The organism is Altererythrobacter sp. H2 (assembly GCF_035319885.1).
Lineage (GTDB): Bacteria > Pseudomonadota > Alphaproteobacteria > Sphingomonadales > Sphingomonadaceae > 34-65-8.
The window spans coordinates 876,177-888,353 of sequence record NZ_CP141285.1 but is presented as its reverse complement, the minus strand read 5'-3'; the positions used below and the strand labels follow the sequence as shown (position 1 = coordinate 888,353).

Below are 12,177 nucleotides of genomic sequence, written 5' to 3'. Positions count from 1 at the left end.
GCCGTGCAACCATCGCCACGGACGGAAACCATGGCGGCGCTGACGATCCTCTATGTCGAAGACGATGCGCGGGTGGCGGGCGAGGTGATCGAACTCGCCCACCGCCAGGGTGACCGGATCACCTGGGAATGCACTGGCAGCGCCGGGCTCCTCCGCGCCGGGATGGACAAGTTCGACGTCATCATCCTTGACCGGATGCTGCCCGATGTCGACGGGCTGACCATCCTCCAGCGGCTGCGCGAAAGCGGCGTCGGTACGCCAGTGCTGATGCTCTCGGCCCTCGGTCGGACCTCCGACCGGGCTGAAGGGCTGGACGCCGGGGCCGACGATTACCTTGCCAAGCCGTTCGAGGCGGAGGAGCTGCTCGCCCGGCTGCGCGCATTGCATCGGCGCTCGTCCGGGCGCGAACACAGCGCGGTCATCATCTACGGCGCGTTCGAATGCCATGTGAAAGCGCGCACCGCGTTCCGCGCCAACCGGCACCTGGCCCTCAGCCCGCGCGAGTTCGAGCTGTTCCGCTATTTCATCGAGAACGCAGGCGAGGTGATCACCCGCGAAATGCTGCTGCGCGATGTGTGGAACATGAACTTCGACCCGCAGACCAATGTGGTCGATGTCAGTATCGGGCGGCTCCGGCGCAAGCTGGAGGATGGCTTTGCCACACCCGCGCTGGAGACGATCTGGGGCACGGGCTACCGCCTGCTCGACGGGCGCTGATGGAAAGACGCACCCATTCCATCTTCGGGCGGATCACGCTGGGTGCGACACTGGTATCGGTGCTGCTGGTCGCGCTCCTGTGGGCCCTGGCCCACTGGACCGTACGGGCGACCGGCGATGCCGCACTGGAGCGGGCGGTCGATGTCGACCTGGCCGGTCTGGCCGATATCCACGCCAGCGGCGGGCAGGCGGAGCTGATCGCCCGCATTCGCGATCGGCTGGAACTGGTGCCGAGCGGGGAGAACCGGCCGCATTATCTTCTCCTGGGACCCGGTGGCGAGCGGCTGGCCGGCGACCTTGACCAGTGGCCCGGGCTCAATGCGCGCATTTCGGAAAGCCAGCGGATTGCCCTGCCCGGCGGGGGCGAAGCACAGGCGCGGGCAACCCAGCTCGGCCCTGACCTGCGCCTGCTGGTAGCCCGCGAGGATCGCGCAACGGCGGCTTTGCTGCGGCGGCTCGCCTTCGGCTTCCTGTTCGCTGGTCTTGCCGCAGTCGCCAGCGTCGCCCTGCTCGGCTGGCTGACCGCGCGCAGCCTCAACCGGCGGATCGAGCGCCTCAACCAGGCCTTCCGCCGCCGCGAGCCGCAAGCGATTGCCGCGCTTGCCGTCGACGAAGGCAGGCGCGACGAGATCGGCGAACTGGCCCGCCACAGCGGCGATGCCCTGGCCCAGACCGCGCGCCTCGCCCAGGCCCACCGCGACACGGCGGACCAGATCGCGCACGAAATCCGCACGCCGCTGATGCACCTCGATACCCGGCTGGTGAAGCTGGCGCGCACCAGCACCGAGCCGGGCGCAGCCGAGGCGCTCGGCGCTGCACGGGGTGATATCCGCGCGCTCGTCGCTCTGCTCGAATCGCTGCTCGACATTGCCTCAAGCGAGGCCAAGATCGGCGACCGGAGCGGATTGAAGCCGGTCGATCTCAGCGCGATGGTCCGCAGGATCGGCGATCTCTATGCCGACAGCGCGGAGGAATCGGGCCACCGGTTCGAATGTACGATCGCCCCCGATGTCACCCTGCCGGGCGAGGAAATGCAACTTGCCCGGCTGGTCACCAACCTGCTCGATAATGCCTTCAAGTACGTGCCTGAGGGCGGCGCGATCCGGCTGACGCTGGAACCGGGCCCGCGCCTCTCGGTCGAGGACAGCGGCCCCGGCATCCCGCCCGCCGAATGCGAAGCGGTTTTTGCCCGGTTCGGCCGCGCCCACGGCGATACGAAGGGCGGGGCCGGTCTCGGCCTCGCCCTCGCGCGGGCGATCGCCCAGCGGCACGGTTTGTCGCTCACCCTTGTGCCCAGCCGGGAAGGCGCGCATTTCCGGCTCCAGCCAGAGGACCGCCCATGACCCGCCCAGCCCTCGCAGGCCTGCTCGCCCTGCTCCTGGCCGCCTGTGCGGCGTCCGAACCCCCGCGCACCGCAGCGGCCGAAGAGCCTGCCGCCTTGGCGGAGACCGTCGCCGCGCTGCTGGCCGGGGCCGAAGCCGATGCCGGGGCAGGCAGGACCAGCGCACTCGCCCGCCGCGTCGCCCGGCTGGAGGCGCTTGGCGCGCGTCCGGCGCAAGACGCCGGTGAAGACCCGGTGGCGGCATGGCGGGCGAGCACCGGCAGCGAGGCCATCCCCTTTCGCGGGCGTGCCCTAGGCCCGGCCTATCGGCGCGGCACCCTGGCCGCTGACAGCGAACTGGAGCTGACCCAGACGTTCCTGTCCGGCAGAAGAGCGGTGATCGCAGTATCCTCGCCTGCGGGCAATGCGCCGGCGCTGCGGGTGGTTTCGGCTTCGGGAACGACCGTGTGCGAAAGCGCAGCGCGCTGCCGCTGGACACCGGTCTTTACCGAACGCTACGCCATCACCCTGCGCAACACCTCACGTCAGGCGCGCGCCTATTACCTGGTGGTCGAGTAGCCCGCCTCAGGCCTTCCGGCTGACTTCGAACAGGGCATATTCGGCCCGCCAGTTGGCACCAGTGGGCGAAACCTCGCGCTCGCGGGTGAAGAACCAGCGGTTCTCGATGGCGATGCCGAGGGCGTCGGCCAGCTCCTCGAAATCCTTCACCGTGACGTGGTGGATATTGGCGGTTGCGTACCAGCTGACCGGCAGGTGGCGGGTCACCGGCATCCGCCCGCGGCTGAGCAGCGACCAGCGCATCCGCCAGTAGGCGAAGTTGGGGAAGCTGACGAAGGCCCGGCGGCCGACCCGGAGCAGTTCGGCCAGCATGTGATCGGGCCGGGCCGCGGTCTGCAGCGTCTGGCTGAGAATGGCGACGTCGAAGGCGCCGTCGGGATAGAATGTCAGGTCGCGGTCGGCATCGCCCTGTACCACGCTGAGCCCGCGCGCCACGCACCGCTCCACCAGCGCGCCGTCGATCTCGATCCCCCGCGCATCGACGCCGCGCTCCTGCCGGAGGCTCTCCAGCAAGGCACCATCGCCGCAGCCAACGTCGAGCACACGGGCACCCTGCGGCACCCGCGCGGCAATGGCCGCAAGGTCGGGACGCAGCGCCTCAGCCATCGAGGAAGCCCGCAATCACCCGGTCGAGCGCAGGCACGTCGAGCAGGAAGCTGTCATGCCCGAACGGGGCGGACAGTTCGACAAAGCTGACCGGCGCCCCGGCCGCGTTGAGCGCATGGACCACGTGGCGGCTTTCCGCGGTCGGGTAGAGCCAATCCGAATCGAAGCTGACCACACAGAACCGCGCACCTGTGCCCGCGAAGGCCGTTGCCAGCAGGCCGCCGTGCTCTTCCGCAATGTCGAAATAGTCCATCGCCCGGGTGATATAGAGGTAGGAGTTGGCATCGAACCGCTGGACAAACCCGCTGCCCTGATAGCGCAGGTAGCTTTCGACCTGGAAATCGGCATCGAAGCCAAACGATTTCGCCTCCCGGTCCTGCAGGCGGCGGCCGAACTTCTCGGTCAGGCCCTCTTCGGAGAGGTAGGTGATGTGCGCTGCCATCCGCGCCACCGACAACCCGGCGTCGGGCGAAGCGCCCTTGCCGTAATAGTCCCCGCCCTGCCAGGCAGGATCGGCCATGATGGCCTGGCGCCCCACTTCATGAAAGGCGATGTTCTGGGCCGAGTGGCGCGCTGTGGTGGCAATGGCGAGCACCCGCGCGGCACGGTCTGGCCAGTTGGCGGCGAGGCTGAGCGCCTGCATCCCGCCCATCGAGCCGCCCACCACCGTATGCAGCCGCGCAATGCCAAGTTCGTCAAGCAGGCCGACGAGGCCCCGCACCATGTCGCGAATGGTGATGACCGGGAAGCGCATCGCGTACGGCGCGCCATCCGGGGCGAGGCTGGCCGGCCCGGTCGAGCCGAGGCAACTGCCGATCACATTGGCGCAGACCACGTGGAACCGGTCCGTATCGATCGGCTTGCCGGGGCCGACCATCCGTTCCCACCAACCCGGCTTGCCGGTGATCGGGTGCGGGCTGGCCAGGTACTGGTCGCCGGTCAGGGCGTGGCAGACGAGGATCGCATTGCCCTTGTCAGCTGCCAGCTCGCCATAAGTTTCGTAGGCGATCTCCGCCCCTTCGAGCACCTGCCCGCTGTCGAGCGGCAGGGGCGCAGGCAGGCGGCAGGTCCGGTGCGGCAGGGCGGCGTTCATGGCGGCGGCGGACTTGGGCGCAGCACCGGGCGCTGTCAACTCTGGCAAAGGGTGGGGCAAAACAGGAATTGCTTCGATTTGCCGCGGCGAGCGGCTATGCGCGCGCTCGTCATGGCCCAAGCACCCCAAATCAAACCCTGGATCGCCGCAATCCATGCCTATGTCCCGGGCAAGGCGACCGGTGCGGATGGCAAGCCGCTGGTCAAGCTGTCGGCGAACGAGAACCCGCTCGGCACCAGTCCGGTGGCGCTCGCTGCCCTGGCGCAAGCGGGCACGCCTGCGACCTATCCTGACCCCGATTCGCGCGCCCTGCGCCATGCAATCGGGGCGGTGCACAAAGTCGATCCGGCGCGGATCGTGTGCGGGACGGGGTCGGACGAGCTGCTCAATCTGGCCGCCCAGGCCTTTGCCGGGCCGGATGACGAGGTGCTGTTCAGCCGGTTCAGCTTTTCGGTTTATGATATCGCCGCGCGGCGCTGCGGCGCGACCCCGGTGGAAGCACCCGACCGGGATTTCGCCACCGACGTCGATGCGCTGCTCGGCGCGGTCACCGGCAGGACACGGGTGGTGTTCGTCGCCAACCCCAACAATCCGACTGGCACTTTCCTGCCGCGCAGCGAGATCGCCCGCCTGCACGCCGGCCTTCCAGCCGATGTCCTGCTGGTGGTCGACCAGGCCTATGCCGAATATCTCGCACCGGACGAAGACGATGGCGGGCTGGAACTGGCAGCCGTGCATGACAACGTGCTCGTCACCCGCACATTTTCGAAGATCTACGGGCTTGCCGGGGTCCGGGTCGGCTGGGCGACTGGTGCCCCCGCACTGGTCGATGCGCTCAACCGCATTCGCGGGCCGTTCAACCTGACCGAAGGCGGCCAGGCTGCCGCGCTGGCGGCGCTTGGCGATCAGGATTTCGTTACGGCCAGCCGCGCGCACAACGCCGCTGAACTGGCCCGCTTCAGTGATGCCATGGCTGCACTCGGCAACCACGGCATCCGGCCAGTACCGGGCAAGGGCAATTTCCTGCTGGTGCTGTTCGAAGGCGCGCTCAGCGCGGCGGATGCTTTGACGGCGCTGGCCGATGGCGGCTACGCGGTGCGTCACCTGCCCGGCCAGGGCCTGCCCCAGGCCTTGCGGATCACCATCGGCACCCATGCCCAGATGGCCGACATCGCCCGGATCATCCGCGCGTCGGCGGAGCAGGCGGGATGACCATCGAGCGCGTCGCGATCATTGGCCTGGGGCTGCTGGGCGGCTCGCTCGGCCTCGCCCTGCGCGACTGCCTGCCTGAAGTGGTGACCACCGGGTACGATGCCGACCCGGCGGTGCGGCTGAGGGCGCAAGAGCGCCAACTGGTGGGGACAGTCTGCGGGAGCGCGACCGAGGCTGTCGCGGCGGCCGACCTTGTCGTCCTGTGCGTGCCGGTGGGCGCAATGGCGCAGGCGGCGCGAGACATTGCCGCAGACCTGCCCGCCCATGCCATCATCAGCGATGTCGGCTCATCGAAGCTGTCGGTCGCCCGCGTGCTGGCGGAAGCACTGCCAGACCACATTGTCATCCCCGCCCATCCGGTGGCGGGTACCGAGCAGAGCGGCCCCGAGGCTGGCTTCGCTACCCTGTTCCGCCACCGCTGGTGCATCCTCACCCCCGCCCCGAATGCACCGGAAGCGGCGGTCGCCGCGCTGACCACCTTGTGGGAGGCGCTCGGCGCCAAGGTAGAGCGGATGGATGCGGCCCATCACGATCTGGTGCTGGCGGTGACCAGCCATATCCCGCACCTGATCGCCTACACCATCGTCGGCACCGCCAGTGACCTCGAGGACGTGACCCAGAGCGAGGTGATCAAGTATTCCGCCGGGGGCTTCCGAGATTTCACCCGCATAGCCGCGTCCGACCCGACCATGTGGCGCGACGTGTTCCTCAGCAACCGCGAGGCAGTGCTGGAAGTGCTGGGCCGCTTCAGCGAAGACCTGACCGCGCTCCAGCGGGCGATCCGCAATGGCGACGGCGAGCAGCTGTTCGACCTGTTCACCCGCACCCGCGAAATCCGCCGCTCGATCATCGAGCAGGGCCAGGACGATGCCCGGCCCGACTTCGGGCGTGGAAGCGTGGCGGACTAGCCCTGCTCAACGGTTCAGCGCGTTGATCGCCTCGGTCACCCGCGCTTCGATTTCCTCGCGCGGCAGGCCCGGCGGAATCGGTTCCCCGAAGCGGTAAGTGATGGTGCCGGGCTTTTTCAGCCGCCGGTGATAGAGGGGGCCGCTGTTCACCGCGACCGGGATGACTGGCAGGCCGAGCATCTTGTAGATCCCGGCAAAGCCCGCCTGCAGCTTGCCCGGCTCCCCATGGGGCATCCGGGTGCCTTCGGGAAAAATCACCAGCGGGCGCCCGTCCGCTGCCCGTGATCGGGCCTCGCGCACCATCGTCCGCAAGGCGCTCGCGCCCTGATCCCGTGCCACCCAGACCATGCCATACCACGATGCGGCGAGCCCCCAGCCGGGAATCCAGGATAGCTCCTGCTTGGCAAAAGGGGCCGGATTGGAGAACATCCCCGGTGCGTCGATCGCCTCGAAGAAACTTTCGTGCCGGATGGCGAACAGCACGGCCCCTTCGGGCATCACGCCTTCCTCGACCACGCGAATACCGGCCAGGCGCAGGCAATCGCGGTGGAAGCGTGACCACTTGCCCACCACCGTGCGCAAGGCCTTGCGCCCGAACGGTGCCATCGCCAGCGCCGCCAGCACATAGAACGGGCTCAGCAGGTAAAAGCTGGCGTAGAAAGCAAGGTTGCGCAGGATCAGCATCGGCGGGTCATCCGGGCAAGCTGCGGGCCAGCGTGCTCGCCAGCAGCTTGTGGTACTCGACGAACAGTATCCTGAGCGACGGCTCCGAGACAACCGCATCCTCCACCACCACCACTTGCGGGGGCAGGGTCCGCTCCAACTCGCCTGCGGCGCGGCGCATATGCCAGTCGGTGGTCACCAGCCGGAACGAGCCGACCTTGTTCTGGCGCACCCACTGCGCGGTTTCGGCGGCGTTGCTGCGGGTATCGACCGCAGCAAACCCCAGCGTGACGCAGCAGTCCATCACCGGGGCCGGAACGTCAAACTCGGCGGCAAATTCGCCGGGACGCACCTCACGGTCCACCCCGGTTATCAGCATGGTCCGGGCATCGCCACGCTCCAGCACGTTCAGACCGCGCTCGATCCGGCCCGCCGCTCCGGTCGGCACGATGATCGCATCGGTCTGCGTCCGTCCGGCCGGACGCGGCAGGGTCGTGGCGAACCACAGGAACCCGATTGCCCAGAGCACCAGCAAGGCAGCGAAGAGCCGGCGGATCACAGCATGGTCCTCAAGGCAGACAGCACGGTCATCCGCGCAGTCAGCATGGCGATGGCGACCGCCGCTACCGGGACCAGTGCCAGCAGGATCCAGTCCAGCCAGGTCAGCCCCGCGCCGCCCATCAATCCTGCCCCCAGGGCGGCAAACTGCTGGCCCAGCACCAGAACCCCGGCCAGCCCCAGGGCGAGTCCAACGGTCCCGCCCAGCGTGGCATCGAAGCCGACCGCACGCTGGAAGATGCGGGCGATCTGGCTGTCTGTTCCGCCCAGCAGGTGGACGATCTCGATGGTCTCGCGGTTGGCCCCGAGCGCACTGCGCGCCGCCAGCCAGACCGCCGCCGAGCTGGTCGCGGCCAGCAGGATCACCAGCGCCAGCGCCAGCCACTGGAGCGAGGCAATCGCGGAGAACACCGGGCCAAGCCAGCCCGCCTGCGCATCGACCCGGGCGCCCGGTGCCTGGGCCAGCAGGCTTTGCTGCAGCTCGGTCAGGGTGGCGCGATCAGCATCCCCGACAAGACGCACATCGATCAGTGCCGGGATCGGCACGGTTTCCAGTTCTTCGCCCACGCCCAGCCAGGGCTCCAGCAGGCGGTCAAGCTCGGCATCGGAGACCCGCTTCAACCCGCCGACCGCAGGGTGCTCTGCCAGGATCTGCTCTGCTGCCGCAGCCTGCCGCTCGCGTTCCTGCGGCACGGCCTCGACAATCTGCACGGTCACCCCGCCCGACAGCTCGGCCCGTGCCTCGCGCGCCAGGTTGCTGAGCGCCAGCCCGCCAGCCGCCGCAATCACCGTCAACGCCACCATGATCGCGATCACCCAGGGCATGGGCCCGGCAAGCCGCGAATGGGGCACCAGCTGCGCCGCCCGCTCTCCCGCGAAGGGAGAGAAGCCGCGCGCCACCGTGCGCCCGATGGCCGGAGGACGGGCTTCGCTCATGCTGCCCCCCCGTCACGCCGGGCCGGGCGCGGTGGATAGCGCAGCGCGCCGGTCGGATCGGCCAGTTGCCCCTTGTCCAGCCGCATGATCAGCGAATCGGGCACCTTGCGCAGCAGGTGGACGTCGTGAGTCGCCACCACCACGGTCGTGCCGAGCCGGTTCAGCGCCTCGAACAGGCGCAGCAATTTGAGCGCCATCTCAGGGTCGACGTTGCCGGTGGGCTCGTCCGCCACCAGCATGTCGGGCCGGCCGATCACCGCGCGGGCAATGGCCACCCGCTGCTGCTCTCCGCCCGACAGTGTGGCGGGCCGCGCATCCTTGCGGTTCGACAGGCCGACCCAGTCTAGCATGTCGTTCACCGGCTTGGCCAGATCGCCTTCGCGCACGCCCGAAACGCGCAGCGGCAGGGCGACATTGTCAAACGCGCTGAGGTGCGGCACCAGCCGGAAATCCTGGAACACCACCCCCAGCCTCCGCCGGAACGATGGCAGGCGCTTGCGCGGCAGGGTGATCACATCGGTGCCGAACATCCGGATCGCCCCGCGCGAGGGGCGCTGCGCGAGGTAAAGCAGCTTCAGCAGCGAGGTCTTGCCCGCGCCGCTGGCGCCGGTCAGGAAATAGAAGCTGCCGGGATAGAGCGTGAACGACACATTGCTCAGCACTTCGCGGTCGGCACCATAGCGCAGCCCGACGTTGTCGAAGTTGACGACTTCATCATCGGCGCCGCTCATCGTGGGTGGCGCACCTGGACCGGGAAGTTGCGGGGCTTGAGCATGGGTGGAGGGGCTATAGCGAGGCTTCGATGTGGAAAAAAGCCACCGTCTGCCGCCCTCCCCCTCCACGAAGCCTTGTTGCATCGGAATGGCAGGCATAAAGCCGGTGGTTACCATGATCATCGCCTGCCCCGCCTGTTCCACGCGCTATGTCGTTCCTGACAGCGCCGTCGGCGTGGACGGGCGCACCGTCCGCTGCGCCAAATGCCGCCACAGCTGGTTCCAGCAGGGCCCGGATATTGCACTCCCGCCAGAGCGGGCGACTGCGCCGGAGCCGATGCCGCCGCACACGCAGACGCCGATTCCCGGGGTGGACCCTGCTGCGCCTGCCCCGGTGGCTGACACGATGGCTGCCCCGGTGGCTGACACGGTGGCTGACACGGCGCCGCTTTCGCCCCCGGCCCCTCCGCCGCCGCAGGTTGATTATCCCGCCAGCGCGCCAAGCGTGGTCGAGGCAGAGAGCGCCCCGTTCCGTTCTTTCCGCGACGCGGACGATGCCGACGACGATGGCCACAGCCCGTTCGATGCCGAGCCGCCGTTCCGCCCGCGCCGCAACCCGCTCAAGTTGTGGACCGCCGCCGGGGTCGCTTTCGCCCTGCTCGCGACGGGAACGGTGCTGGCCGCAAGTTATTGGGGCCTGCCGGACTGGGTGCCGGTCAGCCGCCCGACCTTTGCCGCGGGCAACCGCGATCTGGTGCTCGATTTCCCGGCCGACCAGCAGGACCGGCGCACCCTGCCCAACCAGACCGAGTTCTTCGGCGCCAGCGGCACGATCACCAACACCGGGCGCGAGACCCTGCCCGTGCCCTCGATCCTGATCGTGATGCGCGATGCGCGCGAAAGGATCGTCTATTCGTGGGAAGTCGCCCCGCCCCAGCCGACACTGGCGCCCGGCGAAGTGATGCGGATCGACGAAGCGGTGACCGATGTGCCCAAATCGGCCAAGTTTGCCGAATTCGGTTGGAAGCCGTCCTGACCCGGCCCCGGCCGAACCGGTAGAATGGTCAGGTGAACTCGACCAGCACCTCGCCATCTGCTGTGCGGGTTATCTGGACCGAAGGCCCTTCCTGCGGCGGCGGACCGGACTGACGCACCGCCGCTCCCCGCACGATCGTAGCCGACGCCCGCGCAGTCACTACAGCCCCGGCAGGCGCCCCGGCAGGCGGATTATCCGCAGTCGCCAGCGGGGCTGCGACCAGAGCAAGGACAGCAAGGCTACTCACCCCTCATGGTTGAGGACGGCAAGAAACCTTCGGCAAGCCGCTCGCCGGACCTGTACCGGCCTGACACGGACCGATACCTAGAGGTGACTACGTAGGGTGCTGCAAGCGTAGCCGCGCTTGGGCATCGCGCCAACAAGTCGCTTGCGGGGCCATGACCGCTTTGCTAGGGGCCCGCTCCTACCCCGCAGGGCGACCGTTTTCGCCCTGACTAGTGTGCGGTCGTGGCGGAATTGGTAGACGCGCAACGTTGAGGTCGTTGTGGGCGAAAGCCCGTGGAAGTTCGAGTCTTCTCGACCGCACCATCTCCTGACATTCCGGTATCGGAAGGCCCCGCGTTCCTATTCGGGAAGAGCGCCGGTTTGCCGCAGCGCTTCGCCAAGGGCAACGGCAGCGGACGAAGCCAGGTTCATCGACCGGACCCCGGCGCGCATCGGAATGCGCAGCCGGGCCGCGCACCGATCGGCCACGGCCGGGGGAACACCCGCGCTTTCCTTGCCGAACAGCAGCACATCGTCTGCCCGGAAGGCGAAATCGTAGAGCGAGCCGTCGGCTTTGGTGGTGAACAGCACCAGCCGGCGCGGCCCGGCCTCGGCGCGGAAGGCATCGAACCCGGCGTGCCGCGTAACGGTGACATGGTCGATATAGTCCATCGCCGCGCGCCGCACCCGCCGGTCATCCCAGATAAACCCCATCGGCTCGATCAGGTCGACTGCGGCCCCCATGCAGGCCGCCAGGCGCAGCACGGCGCCGACATTGCCGGCAATCTCGGGTTCGTACAGGGCAAGACGCATCGCGGTTCAATGGCGCCTGCGCTCCGCCCGATCAAGGGCGGCGGTTTTGCACGACCAGCTGCGGCAGGCGACAGGTGGGGAAGTGCCCCCCAGGCGAGGCAGCATCGGCGCAAGGCGTCGTGGTTGCTGCGATAATCCCGCGCCGATTCAGAGCTCGCGGGCGTTCGCCTGCGCCGCTTCACTTAAGCGAGCTTAAGGTTTCCGGACCTCCAGACCTAATCTGCCAGGGTCCATTCGTCCGGCGGAACGAAGAACAGATCGCTCCGCCGCAACAACCAAGGGGAACGCAGATGGACGAGGACCTGATATCCCGCGACGCGGCATCGGCCATCGAAGTTCTGCGAGAAGCCTGGCCAAATGCACGCGACATCTTTGTACCTGCGCCAGCGCACGGGACCGGGCCGGAAGTCATCGAACTTCTCGGCGACCTTCAGCTTGGAGGGCTACTCATGTTCGAACAAATAGACAGAACCAGGGAGGGGCATTTTGTCGTCCGCGCAGCAGCGCTGACACTCAAGGGCCAACGCACGCTGAGGAAGAATGTCTGTGATTCCTGATCCCGACATTTCCGTGCTGACACGGGAACAGAAGAATCGCCTTTGTGACATTCGCGCAATGGCTGAACAGGTGGAGCGTTACGAACTGGCCGACCAGCTGGCACGCCAGTTACGGCGGCGGCGCTATGCGAACCGCTGGATCAAGCCGTTCGACCTGTGGAGTGAGGGCGCGCAGTTGATCGCAAGTTCTGCGGTGGCAGCATTGATCGTTACCGGCGGCCTCGCGGTACTGTGCTGATC

At 68.1% G+C, this 12,177-nt stretch carries 16 protein-coding genes and 1 tRNA gene; 9 read left to right on the top strand and 8 right to left on the bottom strand.

Going from position 1 to position 12,177, the window contains the following annotated elements:
• The first annotated feature begins 30 nt into the window (after positions 1-30).
• From U4960_RS04390 to U4960_RS04380, 3 genes are read left to right on the top strand one after another with little or no spacing between them, the layout of a single operon-like run.
• Positions 31-717, top strand: coding sequence for a response regulator transcription factor (locus U4960_RS04390; protein ID WP_324262363.1), 687 nt, complete (start codon positions 31-33; stop codon positions 715-717).
• On the top strand, positions 717-2,060 hold the full coding sequence (locus tag U4960_RS04385; RefSeq protein WP_324262362.1) for a sensor histidine kinase: 1,344 nt from the start codon (positions 717-719) through the stop codon (positions 2,058-2,060). The genes U4960_RS04390 and U4960_RS04385 overlap by 1 nt, the downstream gene beginning before the upstream one ends.
• Positions 2,057-2,617: a hypothetical protein gene (locus tag U4960_RS04380; protein WP_324262361.1), complete on the top strand. Its 561-nt coding sequence runs from the start codon at positions 2,057-2,059 to the stop codon at positions 2,615-2,617. The genes U4960_RS04385 and U4960_RS04380 overlap by 4 nt, the downstream gene beginning before the upstream one ends.
• 6 nt (positions 2,618-2,623) lie before the next feature.
• Here U4960_RS04380 and metW read toward each other — a convergent pair whose 3' ends face one another.
• Together metW and metX are read right to left on the bottom strand one after the other, a co-directional pair.
• Positions 2,624-3,223, bottom strand: coding sequence for a methionine biosynthesis protein MetW (gene metW / locus U4960_RS04375; RefSeq protein ID WP_324262360.1), 600 nt, complete (start codon positions 3,221-3,223; stop codon positions 2,624-2,626).
• Entirely contained in the window at positions 3,216-4,316 is a 1,101-nt protein-coding gene (metX, locus tag U4960_RS04370; RefSeq protein ID WP_324263174.1) for a homoserine O-acetyltransferase MetX, read from the bottom strand. The genes metW and metX overlap by 8 nt, the downstream gene beginning before the upstream one ends.
• Positions 4,317-4,412: 96 nt before the next feature.
• Between metX and U4960_RS04365 the strand changes: the two genes are divergently transcribed.
• Entirely contained in the window at positions 4,413-5,528 is a 1,116-nt protein-coding gene (locus U4960_RS04365; protein WP_324262359.1) for a pyridoxal phosphate-dependent aminotransferase, read from the top strand.
• Positions 5,525-6,436, top strand: coding sequence for a prephenate/arogenate dehydrogenase family protein (locus U4960_RS04360; RefSeq protein WP_324262358.1), 912 nt, complete (start codon positions 5,525-5,527; stop codon positions 6,434-6,436). The genes U4960_RS04365 and U4960_RS04360 overlap by 4 nt, the downstream gene beginning before the upstream one ends.
• 6 nt (positions 6,437-6,442) lie before the next feature.
• On the opposite strand, the gene U4960_RS04355 is transcribed toward U4960_RS04360, so the two are convergent.
• From U4960_RS04355 to ftsE, 4 genes are read right to left on the bottom strand one after another with little or no spacing between them, the layout of a single operon-like run.
• Positions 6,443-7,120 (bottom strand): lysophospholipid acyltransferase family protein, encoded by a 678-nt coding sequence (locus U4960_RS04355; protein ID WP_324262357.1) that lies wholly within the window; start codon positions 7,118-7,120, stop codon positions 6,443-6,445.
• 7 nt (positions 7,121-7,127) lie between these two features.
• On the bottom strand, positions 7,128-7,658 hold the full coding sequence (locus tag U4960_RS04350; protein ID WP_324262356.1) for a YdcF family protein: 531 nt from the start codon (positions 7,656-7,658) through the stop codon (positions 7,128-7,130).
• Positions 7,655-8,593, bottom strand: a complete 939-nt coding sequence (locus tag U4960_RS04345) for a cell division protein FtsX (RefSeq protein WP_324262355.1) — start codon at positions 8,591-8,593, stop codon at positions 7,655-7,657. The genes U4960_RS04350 and U4960_RS04345 overlap by 4 nt, the downstream gene beginning before the upstream one ends.
• Complete coding sequence (gene ftsE, locus U4960_RS04340; protein ID WP_324262354.1) at positions 8,590-9,324, bottom strand: cell division ATP-binding protein FtsE; 735 nt, start codon at positions 9,322-9,324, stop codon at positions 8,590-8,592. The genes U4960_RS04345 and ftsE overlap by 4 nt, the downstream gene beginning before the upstream one ends.
• Before the next feature lie 130 nt (positions 9,325-9,454).
• Here ftsE and U4960_RS04335 point away from each other — a divergent pair, with 130 nt between their 5' ends.
• On the top strand, positions 9,455-10,342 hold the full coding sequence (locus tag U4960_RS04335) for a zinc-ribbon domain-containing protein (protein ID WP_324262353.1): 888 nt from the start codon (positions 9,455-9,457) through the stop codon (positions 10,340-10,342).
• A 28-nt stretch (positions 10,343-10,370) separates the two neighbouring features.
• Here U4960_RS04335 and U4960_RS04330 read toward each other — a convergent pair whose 3' ends face one another.
• Positions 10,371-10,589, bottom strand: a complete 219-nt coding sequence (locus tag U4960_RS04330; RefSeq protein ID WP_324262352.1) for a hypothetical protein — start codon at positions 10,587-10,589, stop codon at positions 10,371-10,373.
• Between the two features lie 215 nt (positions 10,590-10,804).
• Between U4960_RS04330 and U4960_RS04325 the strand changes: the two genes are divergently transcribed.
• A tRNA-Leu gene (locus U4960_RS04325) sits at positions 10,805-10,891 on the top strand.
• A 36-nt stretch (positions 10,892-10,927) separates the two neighbouring features.
• Here U4960_RS04325 and U4960_RS04320 read toward each other — a convergent pair.
• Positions 10,928-11,380 carry a tRNA (cytidine(34)-2'-O)-methyltransferase gene (locus U4960_RS04320; RefSeq protein ID WP_324262351.1) on the bottom strand — a complete coding sequence of 151 codons (453 nt, stop codon included), beginning with the start codon at positions 11,378-11,380 and terminating at the stop codon, positions 10,928-10,930.
• Positions 11,381-11,670: 290 nt separating this feature from the next.
• On the opposite strand from U4960_RS04320, the gene U4960_RS04315 reads away from it, so the two are divergent.
• Positions 11,671-11,937 (top strand): hypothetical protein, encoded by a 267-nt coding sequence (locus tag U4960_RS04315; RefSeq protein WP_324262350.1) that lies wholly within the window; start codon positions 11,671-11,673, stop codon positions 11,935-11,937.
• Positions 11,921-12,175, top strand: coding sequence for a hypothetical protein (locus tag U4960_RS04310; protein ID WP_324262349.1), 255 nt, complete (start codon positions 11,921-11,923; stop codon positions 12,173-12,175). The genes U4960_RS04315 and U4960_RS04310 overlap by 17 nt, the downstream gene beginning before the upstream one ends.
• Positions 12,176-12,177 lie beyond the last annotated feature (2 nt).